Origin of the sequence: Paracoccus albicereus (genome assembly GCF_024359525.1) — a bacterium.
Taxonomy (GTDB): domain Bacteria; phylum Pseudomonadota; class Alphaproteobacteria; order Rhodobacterales; family Rhodobacteraceae; genus Paracoccus; species Paracoccus albicereus.
Genome location: NZ_JAKZEU010000004.1, coordinates 37,340 through 62,225, shown reverse-complemented (window position 1 = coordinate 62,225; position 24,886 = coordinate 37,340). Strand labels below are relative to the sequence as shown.

The 24,886-nt window shown below is 58.5% G+C and carries 15 protein-coding genes and 3 pseudogenes; 12 read left to right on the top strand and 6 right to left on the bottom strand.

The annotated features are described in order from the left end of the window. Positions 1–2 precede the first annotated feature (2 nt). From MLD63_RS11370 to MLD63_RS11355, 4 genes are all read left to right on the top strand, one after another. A complete protein-coding gene (locus MLD63_RS11370; protein WP_507185073.1) occupies positions 3–3,506 on the top strand; it encodes a DUF8742 domain-containing protein in 3,504 nt (1,167 codons plus the stop codon). A gap of 10 nt (positions 3,507–3,516) precedes the next feature. Further along, positions 3,517–5,199, top strand: coding sequence for a DUF262 domain-containing protein (locus MLD63_RS11365; RefSeq protein WP_255330036.1), 1,683 nt, complete (start codon positions 3,517–3,519; stop codon positions 5,197–5,199). A 76-nt stretch (positions 5,200–5,275) separates the two neighbouring features. Further along, positions 5,276–8,194 (top strand): DUF1156 domain-containing protein, encoded by a 2,919-nt coding sequence (locus MLD63_RS11360; protein WP_255330035.1) that lies wholly within the window; start codon positions 5,276–5,278, stop codon positions 8,192–8,194. Between the two features lie 13 nt (positions 8,195–8,207). Beyond that, on the top strand, positions 8,208–11,501 hold the full coding sequence (locus MLD63_RS11355) for a DUF499 family protein (protein ID WP_255330034.1): 3,294 nt from the start codon (positions 8,208–8,210) through the stop codon (positions 11,499–11,501). Positions 11,502–11,850: 349 nt separating this feature from the next. Here MLD63_RS11355 and MLD63_RS11350 read toward each other — a convergent pair whose 3' ends face one another. Both MLD63_RS11350 and MLD63_RS11345 read right to left on the bottom strand, forming a co-directional pair. Then, positions 11,851–12,597 carry a LysR family transcriptional regulator gene (locus MLD63_RS11350; protein ID WP_255330033.1) on the bottom strand — a complete coding sequence of 249 codons (747 nt, stop codon included), beginning with the start codon at positions 12,595–12,597 and terminating at the stop codon, positions 11,851–11,853. A gap of 332 nt (positions 12,598–12,929) precedes the next feature. Then, a complete protein-coding gene (locus MLD63_RS11345) occupies positions 12,930–13,226 on the bottom strand; it encodes an IS66 family transposase (RefSeq protein WP_255330032.1) in 297 nt (98 codons plus the stop codon). Between MLD63_RS11345 and MLD63_RS11340 the strand changes: the two are divergent. Then, positions 13,225–13,594 (top strand): annotated as a pseudogene (locus MLD63_RS11340) (ATP-binding protein); the annotation flags it as partial. The gene MLD63_RS11345 and the pseudogene MLD63_RS11340 sit on opposite strands and share 2 nt — an antisense overlap. A 34-nt stretch (positions 13,595–13,628) precedes the next feature. On the opposite strand, the gene MLD63_RS11335 reads toward MLD63_RS11340, so the two are convergent. From MLD63_RS11335 to MLD63_RS18035, 3 genes and pseudogenes are all read right to left on the bottom strand, one after another. Then, positions 13,629–15,698: a recombinase family protein gene (locus MLD63_RS11335; RefSeq protein WP_255330031.1), complete on the bottom strand. Its 2,070-nt coding sequence runs from the start codon at positions 15,696–15,698 to the stop codon at positions 13,629–13,631. After that, a complete protein-coding gene (locus MLD63_RS11330) occupies positions 15,679–15,882 on the bottom strand; it encodes a hypothetical protein (RefSeq protein WP_255330030.1) in 204 nt (67 codons plus the stop codon). The genes MLD63_RS11335 and MLD63_RS11330 overlap by 20 nt, the downstream gene beginning before the upstream one ends. A 67-nt stretch (positions 15,883–15,949) precedes the next feature. Beyond that, a pseudogene (locus MLD63_RS18035) lies at positions 15,950–16,153 on the bottom strand (DUF5372 family protein); the annotation flags it as partial. A 32-nt stretch (positions 16,154–16,185) separates the two neighbouring features. Here MLD63_RS18035 and MLD63_RS11325 point away from each other — a divergent pair. Continuing rightward, a pseudogene (locus MLD63_RS11325) lies at positions 16,186–16,632 on the top strand (ATP-binding protein); the annotation flags it as partial. Between the two features lie 319 nt (positions 16,633–16,951). Here the strand turns inward: MLD63_RS11325 and MLD63_RS11320 are convergent. Next, entirely contained in the window at positions 16,952–17,845 is an 894-nt protein-coding gene (locus MLD63_RS11320; RefSeq protein WP_255330029.1) for a LysR substrate-binding domain-containing protein, read from the bottom strand. A 144-nt stretch (positions 17,846–17,989) separates the two neighbouring features. On the opposite strand from MLD63_RS11320, the gene MLD63_RS11315 reads away from it, so the two are divergent. The 6 genes from MLD63_RS11315 to MLD63_RS11290 all read left to right on the top strand — a co-directional run bounded on the left by MLD63_RS11315 (position 17,990) and on the right by MLD63_RS11290 (position 24,872). After that, the gene (locus tag MLD63_RS11315; protein WP_255330028.1) at positions 17,990–19,597 is read left to right on the top strand and encodes an FAD-binding oxidoreductase; all 1,608 of its coding nucleotides are present in this window, start codon (positions 17,990–17,992) and stop codon (positions 19,595–19,597) included. Next, entirely contained in the window at positions 19,594–20,811 is a 1,218-nt protein-coding gene (locus MLD63_RS11310) for a CaiB/BaiF CoA transferase family protein (protein ID WP_255330027.1), read from the top strand. Before MLD63_RS11315 ends, MLD63_RS11310 begins: the two co-directional genes overlap by 4 nt. Positions 20,812–21,081: 270 nt before the next feature. Beyond that, positions 21,082–22,068: a Bug family tripartite tricarboxylate transporter substrate binding protein gene (locus MLD63_RS11305; RefSeq protein ID WP_255330026.1), complete on the top strand. Its 987-nt coding sequence runs from the start codon at positions 21,082–21,084 to the stop codon at positions 22,066–22,068. A 106-nt stretch (positions 22,069–22,174) separates the two neighbouring features. After that, positions 22,175–22,726 (top strand): tripartite tricarboxylate transporter TctB family protein, encoded by a 552-nt coding sequence (locus tag MLD63_RS11300; protein WP_255330025.1) that lies wholly within the window; start codon positions 22,175–22,177, stop codon positions 22,724–22,726. Further along, complete coding sequence (locus MLD63_RS11295) at positions 22,723–24,264, top strand: tripartite tricarboxylate transporter permease (protein ID WP_255330024.1); 1,542 nt, start codon at positions 22,723–22,725, stop codon at positions 24,262–24,264. The genes MLD63_RS11300 and MLD63_RS11295 overlap by 4 nt, the downstream gene beginning before the upstream one ends. 38 nt (positions 24,265–24,302) lie before the next feature. Then, complete coding sequence (locus MLD63_RS11290) at positions 24,303–24,872, top strand: gamma carbonic anhydrase family protein (RefSeq protein ID WP_255330023.1); 570 nt, start codon at positions 24,303–24,305, stop codon at positions 24,870–24,872. The last annotated feature ends 14 nt before the right edge of the window (positions 24,873–24,886 follow it).

The window sequence follows — 24,886 nt, the reverse complement described above, 5'->3', positions numbered from 1 at the left end:
TGATGGGGGCGAGGCTTGAAGACGTAAAGAACGGTGCGTCTGTGCGAGGCGTGGCTTCGGCGCAGCCCGTGCATGTCATCTCGGTGGACTGGATCGGCGACCAGGCGATCAGCGTCGTTTATCGCGATCACAATGGAGCGGTGGCCGAAGCTGTTCTTTACAGGGATGACGAGCATCGCCTTGAGGTCGAACAGAGCGGGCGGCCTTGGTCGTTTGACGCTGACGGCGGTTTGCTACGTCTGGTGACGGAAGCCAACCGTATCAAGCTGGCGCATTATTTCGATCCGTATTTGGCGGTTCACACGAGTCTAGTTGAGCCGCTGCCGCACCAGATTTCTGCTGTCTATGGCGAAATGCTGCCGCGGCAGCCGCTTCGCTTCCTCCTCGCCGACGATCCCGGCGCCGGCAAAACGATCATGGCCGGTCTGCTGATGAAGGAGCTGATCGCGCGCAGCGATCTCGAGCGTTGTCTCGTCGTCGCGCCGGGCAGTCTGGTCGAGCAATGGCAGGACGAACTCGGCCAGAAGTTCAATCTCGAATTCGATATCCTCTCTCGCGACATGATCGATAACTCGCGTTCGGGCAATCCGTTCAGCGACCGAGATCGGCTTATCGTCCGTCTCGATGTGCTCGCGCGCAATGAGGAGCTTCAAGAGAAGCTCATGAGTGCCCGCGAATGGGACCTGATCATCTGCGATGAAGCCCATCGCATGTCGGCCACCTATTTCGGCGGCGAGGTCAAATATACGCGGCGCTATCAGGTCGGTCAGAAGCTCGGCCAGGTTTGCCGGCATCTGCTGCTGATGTCGGCGACGCCGCACAACGGTAAGGAAGAGGATTTCCAGCTTTTCATGGCGCTGCTCGACGGCGACCGGTTCGAGGGCCGCTTCCGCGATGGCGTCCACTACGCCGACACCGCAGACATGATGCGGCGGCTGACGAAAGAGGAACTGCTGAGATTCGATGGCCGGCCACTCTTCCCCGAGCGGCGCGCGCGCACCGTAAAATATCAGCTCTCGGAAGGGGAGGCTGCGCTCTACACCGCCGTCACCGAATATGTGCGCACCGAGATGAACCGCGTGCAGCGGTTCGCGGAAGGGGACGGGAAGAAGCGCAACAATGTCGGCTTCGCCTTGCAGATTCTCCAGCGGCGCCTCGCCTCGTCCCCAGCCGCCATCTACCAGTCACTCAAGCGGCGCCGCGAGCGGCTGGAGAATGAGCTGGGTGAGGCACGCCTTGCCGCGAAAGGCCGTCGGGCCGGTATGGCTGAATCGGTGGTCAACGCCGACATGCTGCGCAACATCGAGGAATATGGTCAGGAGGAGATCGACGAGCTTGAGGATCTGATCTCGACGGGCGCGACGACGGCCGAGACGGTCGAGCAGCTCGCCCTCGAAGTCGAGACGCTGAAGGGCCTGGAGGCGATGGCGCTCGGTGTACTTCGCTCCGGCGTGGATACGAAGTGGAGCCAGCTCAATCGTATTCTCGACGACGATCTCATGATCGATACTGCCGGAAATCGACGCAAGCTGATCATCTTTACCGAACCGAAGGACACGCTCCACTACCTGCTCGACAAGGTGCGGTCGCGCCTTGGCAATCCCGAGGCGGTGGAGGTGATCCACGGCGGCGTCTCACGCGAAGAGCGACGTAAAGTCGTCGAGCGCTTCATGCAGGACAAGGACATGCTTGTCCTCATCGCCAATGATGCCGCCGGCGAAGGCGTGAACCTTCAGCGTGGCCACCTCATGGTCAATTACGACCTGCCATGGAACCCGAACAAGATCGAACAGCGGTTCGGCCGCATCCACCGCATCGGTCAGACCGAGGTTTGCCATCTGTGGAATCTCGTCGCCGCCGATACGCGTGAGGGCGAGGTGTATGCTCGGCTTCTTGAAAAGCTGGAGGCAGCGCGCGAGGCGTTGGGCGGTCGCGTCTATGACGTGCTCGGTGAACTGTTCGACGGCGTGGCGCTCAAGGATCTGCTGTTCGAGGCGATACAGTATGGCGAGAGGGAAGAGGTCAAAGCGCGTCTCTTCCAGCAGGTCGATGGCGCGGTCGACCAGGCGAACCTGCTCGAACTGCTGCGCCGCCGCGCGTTGACCAACGACACCATGCCCGAGGCCAGGGTCGAGGAGTTGCGGCTTGATATGGAGCGCGCCGAGGCGCAGCGCCTTCAGCCGCACCACATCCAGAGCTTCTTTGTTGAGGCGTTTCAGCATCTGGGCGGCCGGATCAAGCGCCGCGAGGAAGGGCGCTGGGAGATCACCCATGTTCCCGTGCGCATCCGCGAGCGGGATCGTCAGATCGGGACCGGTGCGCCGATCCAGACGCAGTATGAGCGAATCTGCTTCGAGAAGGACAAGATCAACCAGCAGCCGGTCGCCGCCTTCGTCTGCCCCGGCCATCCGCTGCTCGAGGCCGTAATCAGCATGATACGCGAGCAGTACGAGCAGATCATGCGGCAGGGTGCGATCCTGGTGGATGACACCGATGCCGGCGACGCGCTGTCGGCGATCTTCCTCCTGGAGCACACCGTCCAGGACGGTCGTGTTACCAGCGCCGGCAAGCCGCACGTGATATCGCAACGGCTCCAGTTCGCCGCCATCGACAAGACAGGAACTACCGTCAACGCCGGCATTGCGCCGCATTTGAATCTGCGGCCCGCCAAGTCGGAGGAGGTTGCCAGCGTGCGCGACCTTCTGGACGAGAGTTGGCTGATCACCGATCTGGAGAAGACCGCTATCCGGTTTGCGACGGTCGAGCTTGCCCAGGGCCATGTTGCCGAGGTTAAAGCACGGCGCCTGCCCGAGATCGAAAAGGTCGAGCAGGAAGTTCGCGCGCGGCTCAAGAAGGAGATCAACTACTGGGACTCGCGCGCCTTCGAGCTGAAAGAAGAGGAACGGGCTGGCAAGAAGACGCGGGTGAACTGGCAGAATGCCCAGCGCCGAGCCGAAGACCTTGCCGAACGGCAAAAGCGCCGCATGGACCAGCTTGAGCAGGAGCGCTTCATTTCATCACAGCCGCCGCGCGTGCGGGGCGGCATGGTCGTCATCCCGCGCGGCCTGCTCGAAGAGCGTCAATCGCCAAGCGTCCCGAACCATTTTGCGGAAGACCCCGCCGCACGCAGAGTGATCGAGCTTGCCGCTATGGCAGCCGTCATGTCGGCTGAGCGCACGCTTGGTAACGAGCCAGTCGATGTATCGGCCCAGAAGATCGGTTACGACATCGCCTCACACGACCCGAAATCGGGGCACCTGCGCTTCATCGAGGTCAAGGGTCGCATCGACGGCGCTGACAGCGTGATGGTCACGCGACAGGAGGTCATCACCTCGCTGCACGAGCCGGAGAAGTTTATTCTGGCGATCGTCTCCGTCAACGCCGGCTTCGCCCATGAGCCGCGCTACCTGCGTGGGCCGCTCGTCGAGCGGGAGCCGTCATTTCTCGAAACGGCAATTCAGTTCCATCTACCGCGCCTCCTCGAGCGCGCGACCGCACCAGCATGAGGGGCAATAAATGACAATAAATGCGCAAAACAGGCTTCTGCCCGACTGGTTCTCCCGAGTGCGGACGCGGCAGACTGTGCTTCCTCGGTTCCAGCGTTTCGAGGCGTGGGGACATGCCAACGTCACGCAGATGTTCAACACGATCCTTCGTCGGCTTCCGCTCGGCGCCGTTCTGATCTTGGAAATCGGGAATGAGGAACCTTTCATTTCCCGGCCGATCGTTGGCGCGCCCACCGAGGGGGAAAGGATTACAGAGCACTTGCTGGATGGTCAGCAGCGGCTGACGGGGCTGTGGCGCGGATTACACAATAACTACGAGGACCGGACCTATTTTCTCTATCTCACCGAGGACGAGGAGTCCGGCATGCCCTATTATGTCGATTCCATCGGCCGCTGGAAGAAGGCGGGCGACAAGGAACGCCGGCCATTCTGGGCGAACGACCCGCAACAGTTGTGGAGTCGTCGCATGATACCGCTCGATTTGTGCGCACCGGGAGACGCTGCCAACGATCGTTACAAGCTTTGGGCCAAGGCGGCGATGAATGACCCCGACGAGCGCGAAGCGGTCGGCGAAATCCGGTCGAAAGTTCGTGAAACTTTCGCGACGTTCAATATGCCCTTTCTGTCGCTTCCGGTCTCGACCAGCAAGGATACGGCGCTCGATGTATTCATCAAGATGAACACATCCGCGGCTCCACTTTCCACCTATGATGTCGTTGTCGCGCAGGTCGAAGCGGCGCTGGGACAATCGCTGCACGAACTGGTGGGCGCTTGCCGGGAAGCCTGCCCCGGCATTGTCGCCTATTACGAGCCGGAAGATCTCGTTCTGTATGCGAGCGCGCTGCTTCAGGGTAAGCCGCCGACGAATGCCACCTATCTCGCTAAGGGGTTCGGCGAAGCCTTGCTGGCGCATTGGGATGAGTTGGTCCGCGGCGTTCAGCGAACAGTGACGTTTCTGGAGGAGGAGCGCGTTTTCGACGCCAAGCGTCTCCCTACTGACGTTGTGTTGCCTGTGTTGACCGCATTGTGGGCTGGCGCGCCGCAGGGACTTGACGCAGAAGGGCGCGCCCGGACCATTTTGCGCAGATATCTGTGGCGAGCCTTCTTTTCCAATCGCTATGAAAAATCGACGAACTCGCGCGCGCTTGCCGACTACCTTGAACTGCGGACGCTGATCGCCGACACGGGTGCGCCGCAGCCTGCCATTTTCGATGATACCCAATATCCTCTGCCGCAAACGGACGAACTGATTGCTGCGCGATGGCCGACGAACAAAGACCGTCTGGGCCGGGCTATTCTGGCGCTTGCGCTTCACCAAGGGGGCCTTGATCTGGCCGACGGTAGCACCGTTAGCCGGGCCAACCTACCCAAGCGAGAATACCATCACCTGTTCCCGAATGCCCATCTTACAAGGCAAGGCATCTCCGATGCAGAGATTTATCGGTCGTTGAATTGCGCGCTCGTGACCTGGCAGACCAATCGGAACATCTCCGACAAGGAGCCGGAGCGTTATCTTGCGGAGCGGCTCGAAGGCACGCCGCTTGGCGAGGCTGAGGTACGCCAGCGCCTAGCCAGCCACCTCATTCCCTATGATGAAATGGTGACGGGTGATTACAGCCAGTTTCTGGAGCAGCGGGCACAAAGTGTACGCAAGAAGATGCTGAAGCTCTGCGAAACGGGGATCGTCGCGTGACCAAGGTCTACGATGCCATTGCCGTACTAGGCATGCGGAATTCCGCGCCAGCAATAGTAATGAAAGAGTCAGGTCAATGACCGTAGCATACAAGAAGAAACTCATCGAAGTCGCAATTCCGCTCGAAGCAATCAATGCCGCCTCCGCACGCGAGAAGTCCATTCGGCACGGGCATCCGTCGACGTTGCATCTGTGGTGGGCGCGGCGGCCGCTGGCGGCGTGCCGGGCGGTGCTGTTCGCGCAGCTTGTCGATGACCCGTCGGGCTATACTGACAAGCTGCTGGACGATCCGAAAATTCGTAAGCGGGCGGGGGCGGAACTGGTCGTGCGCCTCAAGGTGTGGCGGGACCGGAAGGCTGATGCGCAGGGCAATGTGCCCGACACGCCCGAGCCGACGCTGGAAGATTGCGCTGCTGACATCGAGAGAAAACGGCTGTTCGAGATCATCGAAGAGCTGGTGATCTGGGAAAACTCGACCAACGAGGAAGTGCTTGAGCGCGCGCGAGCCGAAATCCGGCGGTCTTGCGGCGGAGTATTACCGCCGGTCTATGACCCGTTCTCCGGCGGTGGTTCAATCCCGTTGGAGGCGCAGCGTTTGGGCCTGCCCGCTTATGGGTCCGATCTGAACCCGGTGGCGGTGATGATCGGCAAGGCGATGATCGAGATACCGCCAAAATTTAAGGATAAGGCGCCGATCCATCCAGGCGTTAGGGAGCGGCAATTCTATCGCAATGCCGAGGGGCTGGCGGAGGACGTAAAATATTACGGCGAGCGGTTGCGCGAAAAGGCGCTGGAACATGTTGGGCATCTCTATCCGCAAGTTGACCTTCCAAAGGAATACGGTGGCGGCAAGGCGACAGTCATTGCGTGGATTTGGGCGCGGACTGTACCCAGCCCCGATCCGGCATTCAGCAGTGTTCAGGTGCCGATCGCGTCGAGTTTCTTACTAAGCGCCAAAGCCGGCAAAGAAGCTTGGGTCGAACCGATAGTTGACAAAGTATCCAAGTCGGTTTCGTTCGCAATGCATTTAGGAGGGAGCAAGAGCGATCGCGAGATCGCACAGCGAGGCACTAAGCTTGGTGTCGGAGCAAACTTCTCCTGTCTTCTGTCAGGTGCGGCGATTACAGCAGATTATGTGAGAAGCTGTGCGAAAAGCGGACAAATGGGTCAGCAGCTTATGGCGATTGTCGCTGAGGGGCCGAAGGGGCGTGCTTACGTTGCGCCCACTAGCTTCCAGGAGGATTTAGCAAAGGGTGCTAAATCTGATTGGAAACCAGATCTGAGATTCGAGCCAAACGCACTCGGATTCCGCGTCGGAAACTACGGCATGGAGACCTTTGGTGACCTTTTCACCGAACGTCAAGCTTGTGGTTTAAACGCTTTTGTAGAGGCCTTGCAAGAAATTAAGGAGATGCTTGCAGAGGACGCTAAGAGAAGCGGAATACCCCTAATAGACGAGCGTCGTCTTCATGAAGGTGGATCAGGAACTTCCGCCTACGGTGATGCCATCCTGACCTATTTGGCATTTTCAGTGGGCCAGCTAGCAAATCACGGGTCAACAATATGCGGATGGAATAGTACCAACTCTCAGATGAGATCCACGTTTTCCAGACAAGCACTTTCTATGACATGGGATTTTGCTGAGTGTAATTTTTTCAGCGGTTCTAGTGGCAGCTTTGAAAGTCTATTTTCAAGAATGGTGAAGGGATTTGAAACCCTTGCGGTTGGAACGGGTAGCGGATCCATTTTGCAAATGGATGCGCAATCGGCGAAGTTTTTTGATCGGGTAATCTCTACGGACCCTCCATACTACGACAATATCGGTTATGCAGATCTTTCCGATTTTTTTTATGCTTGGATGAGGAAGTGTTTAAGAGACGTGCATCCCGATACGATGAGTCTTCTGATGACACCCAAAAAGGAGGAACTTGTTGCAACGCCGGTTCGCCATGGAGGGCGCCAATCAGCTGATGATTTCTTCTTAGACGGCATGACAAGAACAGTCTCAAGTATGGCGCAGACATCCTCGGATTTGGCACCTGCGACGATCTACTACGCATTTAAGCAGAGCGAAGTTGAGCAGGAAGGAATAAGCTCGACTGGTTGGGCGACGTTTTTAAATGCGGTGGTGACTGCCGGTTATTCAGTTGTAGGCACGTGGCCCATTCGAACCGAAAAGCCAGGAAGGATGCGTGCCGTTGGGTCGAACGCTCTCGCCAACTCGGTGGTCCTAGTCTGCCGAAAGAGAGGCGCAGCAGCCGAAGCAGTTACGCGTGCGGAATTTATTCGTGCGCTGAAACGAGAACTTCCCCCGGCGATTGCCGAGCTTCAGGCCGCAAATATCGCCCCTGCGGACATGCCACAATCGGCCATTGGTCCTGGCATGGGCGTCTTTTCTCGCTACAAGGCGGTACTAGAATCCGATGACAGCCCGATGAGCGTGAAAACTGCGCTTCAACTTATCAACCGGGAACTTGACGAGTATCTCGGCGGCATCCAGGGCGAATTCGATGCCGACACCCGCTTTGCCATCACATGGTTCGAGCAAAACGGGATTGGCAAGGGGGACTACGGTGTTGCCGACAATCTCGCCCGTGCGCGCGGCATCTCGGTCGAAAGTGTCAAACACGCCGGGATCGTGGAAAGTGCGGCGGGGAAAGTCCGCATCCTGACGCGTGACGAGCTTGACGATGATTGGGAGCCGAATAGCGATAGCCACCTGACGGTGTGGGAGTGCCTTCAGCATCTGGTTCGGCACCACGAGAAGGATGGTATCTCCCACGATACGGCTGGTCTTCTGAAGAAGATCGAGGCGAAGGTCGAGGCCGTGAAGGACCTCGCCTACTGCCTCTATGACATCAGCGCCAACAAACGAAAGGATGCGAAGGAGGCCACAGCCTACAACGCATTGATCGCTGACTGGACGGAACTGACGAGGCAGGCGGCAACAATCCACGACACGAGCGGCGATCGTCAGATCCGGCTGGACATTTAAGGGGGGACGGGACGTGGCCAAGAGCACGCGGCAATATGTTTTCGAGGGAATGGAGCTGCTCCCTGCGGCACTCATTCCATTCGTCGAGAAGAGGCTGGAGACCTCCGTCAAGGGGCATTGGCAGATCGAGGTCGTGCAGCGAGTGCAGGGTCTCAAGCCCAATGCGACAGGAGAGGTCGGCTGGGATCAGCAGGGCCTGCTCAAGACCATGATGGCGTTCTGGAAGGATGCCTTTGCCTCGGTGCTTGGGCACCCCGAACGCTCCTATGTTTCGGAGCTGCTCGATGTCCGCAACAAGCTCTCGCATAATGAGACCTTCACCTATGATGACGCCGAGCGGGCGTTGGACACGATGCGGCGGCTGATGGAGTCGATCAGCGCCGGCGATGTTGCCGAGCAGCTCTCGAAGATGCGCGATACGATCCTTCGGACGAAATTCACAGAGCTTCAGCGCAACGAGGAGCGGCGGAAAACCCAGCGGCTGGATATCTCGGTTGAAACCGTGGCGGGTTTGCTCCCGTGGCGCGAAGTGGTCGAGCCGCATCCGGATGTTGCGACCGGTGAATTCCAGCAGGCCGAGTTCGCGGCGGACCTTGCCAAGGTTCATTCGGGTAGTGCGCCGGCCGAGTATCGTGATCCTGGCCAGTTCTTCAGCCGCACCTATCTGACTGAGGGATTGAGCACGCTTCTGGTTGGCGCTGCCAAGCGGCTTGCCGGCAACGGCGGCGATCCGGTGGTCGAACTGCAAACCAATTTTGGTGGCGGCAAGACCCACTCGATGCTCGCCCTCTATCACATGGCGGGCGGAACGCCGGTTCAGGACTTGTCTGGTCTTGATCGCTTGCTCGACGAGAACGGGCTGAGTGTGCCCAAGGCCATCAATCGTGCGGTGCTTGTCGGTACGTCGCGGGGACCGCAGGACGTCCTCAATACCAACAGCGGCCAAAAGATCCGTACCACATGGGGCGAACTGGCGTGGCAACTCGGCGGCGCAGAAGCCTTCGACATGGTTGCAGAGAATGATGCCAATGGTATCGCACCGGGCTCCCACCTACTCGATACGATCTTCAACAAGTATGCGCCGTGCCTGATCCTGATCGACGAATGGGTCGCCTATCTGCGGCAGATCTACAAGGTAGAAGGACTGCCGTCGGGATCGTTCGATGCGAACCTGTCCTTCGTTCAGTCGCTGACCGAGGCGGTCAAGGCCAGCCCCGGCACTCTGCTGGTCGCCTCTTTGCCGGCATCGCAGATCGAAGTTGGCGGCGAAGGCGGTCAGGAGGCGTTGGCGCGTCTCAAGCAGACGTTCAGCCGCGTTGAATCGTCATGGCGCCCGGCGAGCCAGGAAGAGAGCTACGAAATTGTGCGGCGGCGGCTGTTCAAGGACATCCCCGGCGACAAGTTCCATCATCGCGACAACACGCTGAAGCAATTCGCGAAGCTGTATCGTGAGAACACCAACGACTTCCCGCAGGGCTGCGCGGACGAGGACTATCGGCGCAAGCTGGAGAAGGCCTATCCGATCCATCCCGAGCTGTTCGACCAGCTCTATACGACCTGGGGATCGCTTGAAAAATTCCAGCGCACGCGCGGTGTGCTGCGGTTGATGGCGCAGGCCATCCACGAGCTCTGGATGAATGGCGATCCGTCGGTGATGATCATGCCGGGTAGTGTGGCCGTAAGTTCCCCGCGCGTAGAGCCGGAATTGCTACATTATCTCGACGTGAGCTGGCAATCGATCATTGCCGGCGATGTCGATGGCACGGCGTCCACGCCGTATAAGATCGATCAGTCGGCACCCAATCTGAACCGCTATTCGGCAACCCGGCGCGTCGCCCGCGCAATTTTCATGGGGACGGCTCCGACGCATCAACAGCAGAACACCGGCCTCGACGACAAGCAGATCAATCTCGGTGTCGTGCAGCCCGGCGAACGGCCGGCGATCTTCGGCGATGCGCTGCGCCGGCTGACCAACCAGGCCAAGTTCATGCACGCCGATCTTGGCCGGTATTGGTACTCGATGTCGGCCAGCCTCAACCGCATCGCGGCGGATAAGGCGGCGCAGATCGAGGCGGCGCTGGTCGATGTGACGATCGACATGGAACTCGGAAAATATGTGAATGGACTCACGGATCGCGGCCATTTCGATGCCGTGCAGGTTGCGCCGGCGTCATCGGCCGAAGTCCCTGATGAAGCCGGCGGTGTCCGCGCCGTCGTCTTGGGCGTCAAACATCCGCATAACGGGCGCGATGGTTCGGAAGCTCTGGTCGAGGCGAAAGACATCCTCACACAACGCGGCAGTACGCCGCGCGTCTATCGCAACATGCTGGTGTTCATCGCTGCGGAAACCCGCCAGCTCGATCATCTGAAAGACGCCGTTCGTGCGTCCCTGGCCTGGGGCGAGATCGTGCGCGATACTGACCGGCTGAACCTCACCCAGAGCGATAGCGCGCTAGCCAAGGCGAAACTGGCCGAAGCGAACGAGACGATGAAGACGCGCCTGAAGGAGGCGTGGTGCTATCTGCATTATCCGGCCCAGGAGAGCGCCCAAGCCGATTGGGAGTGGGCGTCGGGCAAGATTCCGGCGCAGGACGGGCTGCTGGCCCGGGCCAGCAAGAAGCTGGTGGCCGAAGAGGGCTTGCTGGTCGAGCTGGGGCCGTCGCGCCTCGACCGCGATCTCCAGAAATACATCTGGAACGACAAGCCGCGACTGTCGCTGAAGGATCTGCGGGAATACCTCAACCGCTACATCTATCTGCCACGCCTGAAAGGGCAGGACGTTCTGGTCAAGGCGGTGCAGGCGGCCGTGAGCGGTATGCTGCCCGGCCCTTTCGCCTATGCCGAGCGGTGGGATGAGAAGTCTGACACCTATCTGGGGCTGGCGATTGAACGGGCGGCAAACGCCGTAATCGTGATCGACAGCGGCAGTGTCATTGTGAGACCCGAGGTGGCTGAGGCGCACCGTCCGGCGCCGGCACAGCCGGGAACGGGTGACACATCTCCAGGAACAGCCGACAGTACGCCGCCCGATGGAGCACCCACGGACGGTGGGCCGACTACGCCTCCGCCGGAAAAGAAGCCAACCCGCTTTTCCGGCGCCGTGATGATCTCACCGGAGCGACCGGCCCGAGACATCCATCAGATTGTCGAAGCGATCGTCGAGCAGCTCACGACGCTGCCGGGCAGTCAGGTGAAGATCCGGCTCGAGATCGAGGCAGATGTGCCTGATGGTCTCGACCGCGCCAAGGTGCGGACGTTGATCGAGAACGCCAATACTCTCGGTTTCGTAGAGAAGTCGGTAGAATAGCCGCGGTGCACCAAACTGGGCAGAACGCGGTTGACGTAACCATCGGCACGATGCCTACGGAGCCGAGGTGTTCCATCTCGATTGCAGCCTCATGTTTCGAGACATTCGGACACGCTGACAAACCCTACATTCTCCCGGTCGGTCCAGTCATCGACCGGGCCAAGCTCAGCAAGCGTCGACACGCCGGATTGTCGTTTTGTGCGGACCAGACCATGCTGAACGGCAGCACCTCATCCGCGAGTTTCCGATAGGCGATCCCCGGAAACCGCGCGACGGTCGTCGCTTCGCTCGTCAGAGTTAGGCCGCGACCGAGCGCGACGAGTGATAGAATATTGTCGCGGCCGACCTGCTAAGATTGAATATCGAGCCGGCGCCCGAGACCGGCAAGATGGGCCACCAAATAGTCATGAATTTCCTGTTCCGGCGCAACATCGCTTACGACAAACCGCCCGGATGCGATATCGGCCCATTCAAGTTCGGGTTTGTCCGCCAAAGCGTGATCATCGGGCAGCACCACGAAAACCTTTTCGCACCACATATGCTCCGCCTCACAGCCATCCCAGGCCGCCGTTCCGGTTATGAACGCGACATCCAGACAAAGTTTACGGATCGCAGCGACGTGTTCGGGTGGATTGCCATCGATGATGTCGACCTGCACCTTAGGGTGACGCTCCCCGAAAACACGCAGCAGATCGAACAGAAATCCTGACGCGAGGGACGAGAATATCCCTACTTTGATCAGCCCTTGCTCCGCCCGGCCGACCGCTGCCACCTTGGTCACCCCGATGTCGATCTGGCGAAGAGCATGGCGGGCATTACGCAGGAATTCCCGCCCGGCAACGGTCAATCGCACCCCGCCAGCATGTCGCACGAAAAGCGACGCCCCCAGTTCATCTTCGAGATCACGGATTCGCCGGCTGATGGAAGACTCCTGGATGGCAAGCGCCGCAGCGGCCTTGCGGAAGCTCCCATAGTCGACGGCGGCAACAAAATGTCGCAACTGGTGCAGCCGGACCGCAGACTTGCTGCCATTCCCCACAACACTCTTCGTGAGGGCATCACCAGACGCGGACTGATTGTTCCGTATCGCAAGCATGGCGTATCATCCTGAACCGTGTTCGGTTTCTGGCGAATGCCCCGCCACCATCCACGCAAGAAACGGCCTGCACGCTTCACCTTCGATGCACGCACCACGATGCTTGAATCTGCGCGCGCTCATCGCCTCTCCGCAAAATCTCAAACTAAACGGCGTTCAGTTACCGAAATGCTGCTTCTTGACATCCGCCCCGTCAACGAAAAAAGTAAACGGCGTTTAATTTTCACGATCAGTTGCGGCAGGATGTCCATGGCTCGCCCTCGGAAGTAACAGGAGCAAAACCCCGGGCGGTATTGCAGTCTAACGGCGGGCTTTGGCGGCGCGGCGATCTGTCAGGGTGTCGCGCAGCGCGTTCTGACGAGCTGCGGAAGAGAGGGCACGGCTTGGCCGCCAATGATGCCCAGGCGATCGCCGAGATAGTCCCAGAACGAGACGCCGAGCTTGGCGCAGGTCTTCATCAGCGACAAGAACGTGTCACGGCAATGACGGCCGGCATCGCTGCGGGTGCCGCCGGAGATCTTGCGCTTGGTGACAACGGCGCGGATGTCGTTTTCCGAGCCGTTGGTGTGGAGCGGGATCTCCGGGCGGTCGAGCACCATCAGCAAATCGGCTTTGTTGGCATGCCGCATGACCGATGCCCCGGAGCTCCTGTTGGCACACCACCTCAAAACCTTGAAGCTGCCGACCTTCCTTCGGGAGTACGCCAAGCTGGCCCGTCAATGCGCCGCTGAGGGACAGGACCACGTCCGGTTCCTGGCCCGGCTGGTCGAACTGGAACTGATCGACCGGGAGCGCCGGATGATCGAACGCAGGATCAAGGCGGCGAAGTTCCCGGCGGACAAAAGCCTGGACAGCTTCGACTTCAAGGCGATCCCCAAGCTCAACAAGATGCAGGTGCTGGAACTGGCGCGCTGCGAATGGCCTTACGGCGATGCAAGCATCGCCTACCGGCTGACAGATCGAGCGCCGCGAGAACGTCATCGCCCTCGGCCCATCCAAGGCCGCTTTATAATGCCCATCTCGCCATCTCCTTATAATTCCATCTCTTCTTGAAGCAGGTTCTCAGATTGCGGACGTCTGTTGCGACGTGCATCTGCTGCGGACTGGGTGGCGCTGCGCTTCAGGTCACATCCTCGGATGACCCACGGGGCTCCTTTGCAGAGCTGTTGGGCCGGTAACTGTCCGTCCTGGATGAGCCGCCGCACGCTGGAAGGGCTGATCGACAAGATTGCAGCGGTCTCGTCCAAGGTGAACTCGTCGCGCTCCTGACGCTCGCCATCGCGGTAGACTGCAACCGCATGACGGTTACGCAAGGTGCAGACTCGGGACTTCGTCCAGCCATTTCCGCGGCCCGTCGTTTTTCCGGCACGGTTTAGGACGGGTGCGATGGCCTTGTCCGGCATCTGCCGGGCCAGGACGCGCACGAGGTCGACAACATCTGCATCCGTGCTCCACCGATGCTGTCCGGCCCGGTTCTTCTGCACCTTCAGGCCAGAATGATCGCCACCCTGCCAGCGGATCACAAGATCAAGAGCGTTGTCTTCGACGCGAACTATGATCTCATCAATCAGCAACCGCAGGATACGCTTTCTGACATCGGGGGTTACGCCGGGCTGACCCCAAGCGCGCTGCAGATCAGCGCCAAGCTCGAGAAGGCGCTCCCGATCCGTAGATGTCAGAACTGTCGTCGGCAGCGAGCCGAGTGCCTCCAGTTCCGCCTCGAGGTGATGCGCAGCGACAAGCTTTTCATTCCAGCGGCTCTCCAGTTCAGCGGCAACCAGACGATTGTCGGGATCAACAGCATCATACTGTCGCCGGGCGCGCCGAACTTCGAAACCGGCCTGCTCAAGGGCCAGTTCCAGCTGTCGTCGCTTGGCCTCCGCCTCGCGCCCGCGCGTTTCCATCGCGGCAAATGCGGCCTCGACACCAAGGGGCTGCAGCCGTTCAATCACCTTCAGGCCAATGTCACGGTCGATCCGCATGCCGCCGAACGAGATGCAACGATCACCACCATGATTGTGGAAGCCCCCACGACAGTGATAGCGCCCCGTGTTGCCGTCCGCGCCGGAGTAGGCGACGTGCAACTTGCGTCCGCAATGACCACACCGGAGCAAGCCGGAAAGCAAGGCTGTCCCCCGACGGAGGGCGCCGCGGCTCATGGGATTCTTGCCAGTTGCATTATCCGCGATCAGGCGCTGGTTCCTCTCATAATCCTTCCAGCTGAGATAACCCTCATGTCGATCCGGGATCAACACGTCCCAGTCCTTGCGCTCCTTCCGGAACCCCCGCACCACCTTTTTGCGTCCATCGGCAATGCTGATACGGCTTCCCGTGCGCCCGAAGGCGTAAGCTCCGGCATAGATCGGATTGGTCAGGATATGGAGGACCGTGTTGTAGAGCGGCGGCTTCCACACGATCTGACGACCTTCGCCGCCATGAACCACAGCCGGCGGAGGGACCGCCTCATGCCGGAACCACAGATGCACCTGACGCACAGATTGCATCTCGCCGAACTTCGCGAACACGAGCGCGATCGCTTCAGAAATGCGCCGGTCCGGATCCTTCTCGATGCGATCATGGCCGACCCGTACATAGCCAATGGCAACGGTCATGAACAACTCGCCACGGCGCGCCTTCTGTTTCAGGGCCTCCTGCGAGCGTTGACGCAGGATCGACAGTTCCATCTCGCTCATCGTCCCTTTCATCCCGAGCAAGAGGCGATCATTGGGATGACGCGGATCATAAGCACCTTCCTCATCGACGATCAGCGTACCGACCAGGCCGCAGAACTCGATCAGCGTGTGCCAGTCACGCCCGTTTCGGGCAAGGCGGGAAGCTTCAATCGACACAACCGCGCCGACCCGGCCCTCGCAGATCGCTGCAAGCATCTTCTCGAAGCCGGGTCGGGCCACGCCTCCACCCGAACGTCCGAGATCATCGTCAATAACCGAGACGTCGCTCCAGCCGAGTTGTCGGGCACGATCCGCAAGTCCATACTGACGGCGCTTGCTTTCCAGGTTGTTCGTAACCTGACCTGCGGTCGATTGTCGGATGTAGACGATGGCCTGTCGAGCGAGATGCTCAGGTGTGATCTTGCTCATGCGGCACCTCCGTGATCCCGTCTCCGGCCAGTTCTCCGGCCAGTGGCGGGTTTGCATCGATCAGGGCTTCCACAAGCATCTGCTCGATCAGGCGGAGCAGCGCCTGCCGCTCCGGCGGCGGGATTGCGCAGAATGTCCGCCCCTGGTGAAAAAGATCCTTCTGCTGCGTCCGTCGTGCCCTCATCTCGATTTCCTCCTGCCGCCGGGAATGATTCCCCGTCAACGGAGGCTAAGACGCTGTCGAGACAGGCCCGAAGCTGGAAAAGATGCGCGAGCGGCAATTGCGGGGAACCGCTCAGTTCAACCGCGCCTGCCGCCGCGCTGGTGAACCAAACCGGAACAAGTGCGAGTGTCCCATCGGGTTGAACGACCACCAGATGTTCCTCTCCGGCGAAACGTCTGCGGTGTACAACATCCACCTTTTCACCCGCGCGCGGGTGAAAAGGGTAGAGTATCCGCGCCTCAAAAGCCGGACACCCGGCATTGTGCCGCTGGTTCGCCGGGCACCGGCAAGACGCATGTCGCTTTGGGTCTCGGCTTGGCTGCCTGCCAGAAAGGCCTCTCTGTCGGCTTCATCACCGCCGCCGCCCTCGTCAACGAACTGATGGAAGCCCGCGACGAACGGCGGCTCCTTCGCCTGCAAAAGCAGATTGCCGGCTACAAGCTGCTGATCGTCGACGAACTGGGCTTCGTGCCGCTCAGCAAGACCGGTGCCGAACTGCTGTTCGAACTGATCTCGCAGCGCTACGAGCGCGGCGCCACCCTGATCACCAGCAATCTGCCTTTTGACGAATGGACCGAGACCTTCGGATCCGAGCGCCTGACCGGCGCGCTGCTCGACCGGCTCACTCACCACGTCAGCATCCTCGAGATGAACGGCGACAGTTACCGGCTGGGTCAGAGTCGCGCCCAAAAGAGCGCCGCCAACAACTGAACCCATCACGATTGGCCCTTGCGGGCCAATGCACCCCGGCAACCGCCAGCTCTTTGAAAAGCGCGGTTGCCGGGGTGCGATGCGCGCCTCCGCTCGCTGTCCTGAACACCAGCCAGCGGTCTACTTTTGCGCCGCCCATTGGCTGGTTTTTACGCCGCCGTTGACAACACGGGACGCAGCGCCTCGAGAAAAAGGCCATGACACATGGACGCATTCGATCGTATTATTGCTAAGGCGTCAGCCCGCTAAAACCGGGGCTACCCACACATGATGTGACCGCCCCCCGACGGCATCTGTGCGCCGGGTTCGGGCGGATCGATCAAGTAGAACCCGCCTGTACCTCGTTCTGTAGCCACTTCATGAATGTTGGAAAAAACGGATGGGTTTCGGTCGTCGCAGGCCGTATGACGCAAAACCGGCACACGATTTCAACGTTGTCACGGAAGGCGGCTGCAAGACGGTTTGACGAAAACTCGCGGCTTAAGAGGTCTTTGATCCCAATGGCGATGCCCAAACCGCTCATTGCGGCTTCGTACATCATTGATGCATTTTCAAACCATTGACCCCGGGTGGTGTCAACGAACACACCATTCGCCTTTGACCACCGATCCCAATCGCCGGGTCGGGTGTCACAATGTAGCAACGCGCTTTGCCAGTCCTCAATATCGCCGGTCAAAGTGCCTGGCGGAAGATAGTCTGGGCGGCATACTGGAATCAGAGTCGTTTCAAACAAGCTAGTCGAGATATAGCGCGGATCATCCACACTGTCTGAAAGGATTGCCAAATCGATGTTTTTTGTTTCGAATGAGACGTCATGGCTGAGTGTTGTAACGATCCGAAGTTGAACGTCAGGATGGGTTTGCAAATAACGCGACCAGCGCGGGACAAGCCAACTAACTATAAAACTGGGATAGGCACATATGACAAGCGGTCGGTCAGCTCGTTGCCCAACAAGACCCTGTGTTGCCAGCGCAATTCGGTCAAATATATCGGCAAGGCTTTCGAAATAGATCCGCCCTTCGTGGGTCAAGGACGTTTTCCGGTGCATACGGTGGAAAAGACTACAGCCCAGAAAATCTTCAAGCGACCGGATCGAACGACTAACAGCCGCGGGTGTCACACTCAGCTCACTAGCGGCTTTAACAAAACTGCCCGTACGCGCCGCCATGACGAAGGTGCGCAGCGCGTTAAGCGGCGGAAGCCTAGGGTCCACGGCCGTGACCTCACATAACAAAAACTCAACCTATCATTAAGAAAATATCTGTTGCCAGTCAACAGCTATTGCTCCGACAGTGAAGCATGAAGAGCTACACTTGAAAAATTGTATGTCAGCACAGAATTCCTGAGGAGGCTTGTTGTGACCGAGAGACGTAGAAAATTCTATGCTTGGGGCTTTGAAGATCAAAGCGCCACACCCGAAGAGATGAAGCCGGTTTTGGATACATGGCACCGTACCTTCGCGGTTGATTCATTCGACGTAACGGCCGCGCCAACCCTTGATACTATTGATATGCCTGAGAGCAAAATTACGCGTTTTCCAGAGGCAATCAAAGATATTTGCCGCACGGACCGGTACGAGCGTGCCTTGCATAGCTACGGCCGGTCATTCCTTGACAGCGCCAAGATGTTTCGCGGCGATTTCCGCAATGCCCCAGACGTGGTTGCTTATCCGCGCAACGAGGAGGATGTACGTGCGCTTATCGATTGGGCGGGTGACATTGGTGCGGCAGTTATCCCTTTTGGCGGCGGATCGAGTGTTGTCGGTGGTGTGAACCCAGAAATCAATGGAACCTATGCCGGTGTGGTGACCATCGACATGTGGTACTTGAACAAGATTTTGGAATTCGACCCTGTGTCGCGTTCTGCGCGTGTGCAGGCGGGGGTGTATGGACCCGACCTAGAAACACAGCTAAAGACCCATAACGTCACGTTGCGCCACTATCCCCAAAGCTTTGAGCTTTCGACCCTGGGCGGCTGGATCGCAACACGGGCTGCCGGGCATTACGCGACACACGGCACCTATATTGACGATTATGTCGAAAACATCCGCATGGTTTCGCCCAGCGGCATCAGCGAAAGCCGTCGTTTGCCCGCCTCTGGCGCTGGTCCGTCCCCCGACCGTTATGTGATGGGCACAGAAGGATCCGTCGGTATCATCACCGAAGCTTGGATCAGAGTCCTGTCCCGGATCAAGTACAAGGCCAGCAAGACAGTTACCTTCGCCGAATACGATCAAGGGGTCGAAGCGGTGCGTGCGATCTCGCAATCTGGGCTTTATCCAGCGAACTGCCGCCTGATCGATGCGCTTGAAGCTAAGTTGACCGGAGCCTTCGATGGCAGCCGTCCAATCCTGGTGCTGGGGTATGAAAGCTCACATTACCCAGTGAACCAACTGATGGATTTAACTGTCGATCTGTGCCGAGAGTTTGGGGGCACGCCAGTGGATGAGAAAGAACAGGGGCGCAACAGCGTGGCTGGCCAATGGCGCAATGCCTTCATTCGCGGCCCTTATTATCGTGAGCATATGACATCGCGCGGCATATGTCGTGAGACCTTTGAAACGGCTGTGTGCTGGAACAATTTCAAAGAGCTGCACAGCTCGGTCATCGAGACGGTGAATGCCGCGATCAAGCGTGTGACCGGTCGGGCGGGCACTGTCACCTGCCGCTTTACCCATGTCTATCCCAATGGTCCCGCGCCGTATTTCACGTTCCATTGTCTTCCAGACCGTGAGCGGATGGGCGAGCAATGTATGGAAATTAAAATCGCCGCCTATGATGCTGTGATGAAGGCGGGGGGCACGATCACCCACCACCATGCCGTTGGCAGGCTGCACATGCCTTGGTATGAAAAACAGCGCCCGGCGCCAATCGGCGCGGCATTCACTGCGGCAAAGAAATCGCTTGATCCCAGGTCAATTATGAACCCCGGTGTGATCATCTCTGAACAGAGGGGAAGTGCATGACTTTGCCGCTTGACGGTCTGCGGGTTCTTGATCTCTCGCGCATTCTTGCAGGGCCAAGTTGCACGCAGACTTTGGGCGATTTGGGGGCTGATGTCGTCAAAATCGAAAGGCCGGGCATCGGTGATGACATTCGCGGATGGGGCCCGCCCTTCCTGAAGGATCGGGATGGGAACGACACCCGCGAAAGCGCCTATTTCATGTCCACCAACCGCAACAAGCGGTCTCTGACAGTGGATATCGCGTCAGATGAGGGCCTTAAGATCATCAATGCTCTTATCGACAAAAGCGATGTTCTGGTCGAAAATTTCAAGGTTGGTGATCTCAAGCGTCGTAGACTGGATTGGGAGACGGTCCACGCGCGCAACCCACGTCTTGTCTATTGCTCGATCACTGGTTTTGGACAGACCGGCCCTTATGCCGAGCGACCCGGTTACGATTTCGTCGTTCAGGGCATGGGCGGTCTGATGAGCATTACCGGCGAGGCTGAGGGCCAGCCGATGAAGGTGGGCGTGCCCATCTCGGACATCATGTCGGGGATGTATGCGGCAGTTTCAATACTGGCCGCGCTTCGTGAACGCGACCAAACCGGTGTCGGGCGTCACATTGACATTTCGTTGCTCGATTGTCAGGCGGCGTGGTTATACAATCAGGCGTCCAACTACCTTGTCGGCGGGGTTCAGCCAGGTCGCTTGGGCAATGCCCACCCGAACATCGTTCCGTATGAGACCTTCGCCACCGCTGACGGCCACATAAACCTTGCCGTGGGTAACGATGGACAGTACCGGCGCCTTTGTCAGGCCATCGGACGGCCTGATCTGGCCGATGATCCGTGCTTTGTGACCAACACGCTACGACTTGCCAATCGTGACGCGGTATTGATCGAGATTCGTGCAGAATTGGCCCAACGGCCCTCGGCCCAATGGCTTGCCGATTTGCAGGCGGCCGGGATACCCTGCGGACCGATCAACACCATCCCCGAAGTGTTAGACGACCCCCACATCCGGGCGCGCGGTATCGTTCAAGAGATCGGCCACAGCGCTACACCAGATGTGAAAGCAAAGGTGATGCGCACACCGATCCGCATGGAAGGCCATGAATTTAGTGTCCGCCTACCGCCCCCGATGCTGGGTGAGCATACGGATGAAATCCTGTCCGAAATGCTTGAATATGACGCCAGAAAAATTGCAACTCTGCGTGAGAAAGGCACGGTATGACTGGCGCTGCTGTACCCATTCCCGAACGCTTTGGGATACTTTGACCGACCGCCTGAATCGTCTGGTTCTATGACACGAGATCGAAACAACCGATTCCGACGGACAACGGTCAATGCAGCGCAAATTTGGTTTCATCCTTACGGAGTACTCAGTGCGCAGTTGGGGGAAAAAAACGACTTCACAACTGTCCCGAAAGCCCATTCAGATGAAATCATGGACGCGTTCTAAGATAAAGCCAGCCTGATGCTGGACCAAACGGGAGGAAGATTGATGAGATTGAAACTGGAACTGACAGTGAGGGCAGCGCTCGTGGCGAGCGTTCTTGCTCTGTCAACCGCAACGACGGCACTGGCCGAATATCCGGACCGCCCGATTCAGGCCATAGTGCCTTGGGGTGCCGGCGGCGGCGCAGATGGTATTGTTCGCAAAATCATGAGCATCGCAGAACGCGAATTGCCCGTCTCCATCTTTGTAGAAAACCTGGACGGTGGCGTTACCTCCGTTGGCATAAACCGCCTGATGAATTCGCCGGCGGATGGCTACACAGTCGGGGCTCTGACCTACGACAGCGTCGTGACCGTGCCGTGGGAAGGGATGCTGCCCGGCTATAGCCTCGACAAGCTTGATATGATCGCCTTGGTCACGACCGAACCCAACGCGATCATCGTTGGCGGCAAGACCGATTATGCGTCATACGACGACCTTATCACTGCCGCAAAAGAGGCCGAAGGAGAGATCAACGTCGGCATTATGGGGCTTGGATCGATGACCCATCTGACTCTTCTTCAGCTTCAAGAAGCGACCGGCACCCGCTTTCGGATCGTTGCATATCCCGACGGCAGCCCGGGGCAGAAAGAAGGCATTTTGTCGGGAGAAGTCGATGCTGCCGTCACCAGTCTTGGCGATTTTGCACCGCTGTTAATGTCTGGCGATGCGCGCGGTCTAGTCGAGTTCAGTGCCTCCGAAAACCCAGGTTTTCCGGATGTGCCCACCAGCGAGGAAGTCGGGCTGAACGTACAGACCGGCAGCTTTTTGTTGTTCGCCGTGCCTGCCGGTACACCCGATGAGGCCAAGCAGGTTTTGGAAAAAGCTATTGAAACGGCTTGGAAGAGCGATGAGTTTCAAGATTGGGCCCGGAAAGTCGGCGTGACGGCAACTTGGATGGGCAGCGACGCAGTCACGGGATTTGCCATGGATTTCCAAGCCGACATTTTCAAAACCCTCAAGGAGCTTACTGATCAAGGCATTCTCGAATAGAGCTTGGAAGGAAAAACCGTAGACTATCCTAACCTTCGGCTCTGAAGCGTCGGGCAGCCGCGTGCTGGTCGCCCGACGAGCACGCCCAACTTAAAGGAGAATTGCAATGCCTGCGAATCCTCGGCGTTTTCGATTTGGCGAGTTTATCCTCCCACTGATCTTCTTCATCTCCACGACGATCTACCTTTCCGATGCGCTACAAAATGGAGCTATTTTTCGCTACGGGTTACCAAGCGCGAGCTTCATGCCAATTGTCCTTAGTGTTGCAATGTATCTTGCTCTTCTGGCGGTGCTCATCGGACAGTTGAGCCGCCGCCGGACCACCAATGACAGACTACCGCAGCCCCCCCAAGTCTCGGAAGAGTTCCCCGATCTCGACGCTCCCGCCCCGCCGCTGGGCCTAGGCGCACATGTTGCGATGGTCGTCGTGATCGCGATTTCCTTCTTCTATGTCCTAGCTTTCCGGCAACTCGGTTTCGCGATGTCCACGTTCCTGTTCTCTCTGGGCCTGCTGGCGGCATTCCAGTTCGGCTGGTCGAAGGGCGTTTTAGGGATCGCCCTGAACCTTGTCGTCGCCACGGGTATCAGTCTGATCGTCTATTTGTTCTTTGCAGTACTGTTCGGCATCCAACTTCCAGGAATAGGATTACTGAAATGATCGAGCAGTTTCTGCACGTTGTGGGCGGCTTTCAGACGATCGCGGAACCTGCGGTGTTTGGCTACCTGGTGGGCGGGTTCCTGATCGGAACGATCTTTGCGGCAATCCCGGGCCTGACCGGCACACTGGCGATCGCGCTGATCCTGCCGCTCACCTATTCGATGGACGTGACCTCGTCCCTTGTAATGTGCGCCGCAATTTTCATGGGTGGGCAGTATGGCGGCAGTATCACTGCGATCACAGTGAACATCCCCGGTGCGCCCTGCGCCATCATGACCGCCTATGAGGGCAATATCCTGATGCGCCGTGGCGAAGGCGCGATCGCGCTGCGCAGTGCCGCGCTGGCATCGATGGTGGGCGGTGTGATCGGTGCCATATTGCTGATGACGCTGGCGCCCGTGATTGCACAGGCCGCGCTTTATGTGCAAACACCAGGAAAGTTCTCCCTGATCCTGTTTGCCTTTTTCGTGATCATCATCTCGAATGATCGGTCAATTTCCAAAGGGATCGTGGCCACGTTGGTGGGTCTTATGGTGGCGACCATCGGTATTGATGTAGCAAGTTCGAAAGTGCGGCAAACCTTTGGATTTCCTGCCCTGATTGAAGGGATCGACCTGATGGCCGTGATCATCGGGGCCTTTGCGATCAGCGAGTTGTTCGTGCAGGTCACAGGTAGCTCGACGGAAGATCGCAGCGCCACGAATAACCTGCTTAAAAAGGTCAAATGGAGTTGGCGGCACTTCGTTCCACGCTGGGCCGACTACCACCTGATCGGCACCTACCGTTACCTCAAGTTCGCGGTGATCGGTTACTTTGTTGGGGTTCTGCCAGGTGCAGGCGGCAGCAGTGCAGCGTTCGTCTCCTACGCCGAGGCGAAACGCAGTTCTTCGCGGCCAGAGGAATATAATAACGGCTCGATCGAAGGCATCGCCGCTGCGGAAGCTGCAAACAATGCGATGTGCGGTGGTGCGTTGGTCCCGATGCTGACCTTCGGTATCCCGGGTGATACAACTTCGGCCGTGATCCTGGGGGTACTGATCATCAACGGCCTGCAGCCGGGGCCACAAATGATGACCGAGCAATTCGCTATCGTGACTCCGATGATGGCGGCACTGCTGGTCTCGGCGCTTTTGATTCCGATCACGCTTCTGTTTCTTGGCCCTTGGTACATGCGCCTAGTTTCGATCAATAAGGCGGTACTGTTCTCTAGTATCGCAGTTATTGCGATGGTCGGTGCGTATGTCTCGACCTTTTCCGTGTTTCAGATGGGGGCGGCGCTTGTCGTCGGGATCGGCTCCTATTTCATGCAGCGAGGTGGGTATCCCATGGTCTCCTTCCTGCTGGGTTTCATTCTCGGGCCAGACCTCGAGGTCTATATGAGGCGCAGTCTGGACATAACCGACGGAAGCCCATCCATTTTCTTCACCAGCCCGGATAGCCTGTTTTTTCTCGGACTGATTGCGGTGTTCTTCTACTTCATGGTTATGCGCCCCTGGATGTCATCGAAGCGAAAACGTCATCGGAAGAACTCAGTTTGAGTCCACGCGCGATCCGGCGCAGAGTAGGAGATGCAACAATGCCCGTACATCTATTCACTTTGGACAATATCGGTCCGCGTGGCCCCTCCACCGGCGAAGCCTTCGTCGCGCCCACGGCTGTGCTAATAGGCGATGTACAGATCGAGGCTGACGCTAGCATCTGGTTTGGTGCCGTCCTACGCGCGGATGATGCCACTATCTATTTGGGCTCAGGTTCCAATATCCAGGACAACTGCGTGCTGCATGTCGATCCCGGCTTCCCCATTCATATTGGTACCAATTGCACCATCGGGCATCGCGCGATGATCCACGGCTGCACCATCGGTGACGGCACCTTGATAGGTATGGGCGCGACCATCCTCAACGGTGCCAAGATTGGCAAAAACTGCCTAATTGGCGCAGGCGCGCTGGTCACCGAAGGCAAAGACATCCCCGACAACACGCTTGTCGTTGGAAGTCCTGCCCGCGCGGTTCGTAAAATCGACGCAGGTGGTGTGGCTGATTTGGAAAAGGCTGCGGAGCTTTATCGTGTCCGCTGGCGCCGCTTTGCTGCGGGGCTCCAGTCCGCCACCCTGCCCGTCGGCATCGCCAACTTGAAAGGCCCCTGACCTCGGCTAGAAGG

What these genes read in the sequence shown, in the direction of transcription:
- MLD63_RS11370 (WP_507185073.1), top strand. Translation starts at nt 3, where the DNA reads ATGGGGGCGAGGCTTGAAGACGTAAAGAACGGTGCGTCTGTGCGAGGC.
- MLD63_RS11365 (WP_255330036.1), top strand. Translation starts at nt 3,517, where the DNA reads ATGACAATAAATGCGCAAAACAGGCTTCTGCCCGACTGGTTCTCCCGA.
- MLD63_RS11360 (WP_255330035.1), top strand. Translation starts at nt 5,276, where the DNA reads ATGACCGTAGCATACAAGAAGAAACTCATCGAAGTCGCAATTCCGCTC.
- MLD63_RS11350 (WP_255330033.1), bottom strand. Translation starts at nt 12,597, where the DNA reads ATGCTTGCGATACGGAACAATCAGTCCGCGTCTGGTGATGCCCTCACG.
- MLD63_RS11345 (WP_255330032.1), bottom strand. Translation starts at nt 13,226, where the DNA reads ATGCGGCATGCCAACAAAGCCGATTTGCTGATGGTGCTCGACCGCCCG.
- MLD63_RS11335 (WP_255330031.1), bottom strand. Translation starts at nt 15,698, where the DNA reads ATGAGCAAGATCACACCTGAGCATCTCGCTCGACAGGCCATCGTCTAC.
- MLD63_RS11330 (WP_255330030.1), bottom strand. Translation starts at nt 15,882, where the DNA reads ATGAGGGCACGACGGACGCAGCAGAAGGATCTTTTTCACCAGGGGCGG.
- MLD63_RS11310 (WP_255330027.1), top strand. Translation starts at nt 19,594, where the DNA reads ATGACTTTGCCGCTTGACGGTCTGCGGGTTCTTGATCTCTCGCGCATT.
- MLD63_RS11305 (WP_255330026.1), top strand. Translation starts at nt 21,082, where the DNA reads ATGAGATTGAAACTGGAACTGACAGTGAGGGCAGCGCTCGTGGCGAGC.
- MLD63_RS11300 (WP_255330025.1), top strand. Translation starts at nt 22,175, where the DNA reads ATGCCTGCGAATCCTCGGCGTTTTCGATTTGGCGAGTTTATCCTCCCA.
- MLD63_RS11295 (WP_255330024.1), top strand. Translation starts at nt 22,723, where the DNA reads ATGATCGAGCAGTTTCTGCACGTTGTGGGCGGCTTTCAGACGATCGCG.
- MLD63_RS11290 (WP_255330023.1), top strand. Translation starts at nt 24,303, where the DNA reads ATGCCCGTACATCTATTCACTTTGGACAATATCGGTCCGCGTGGCCCC.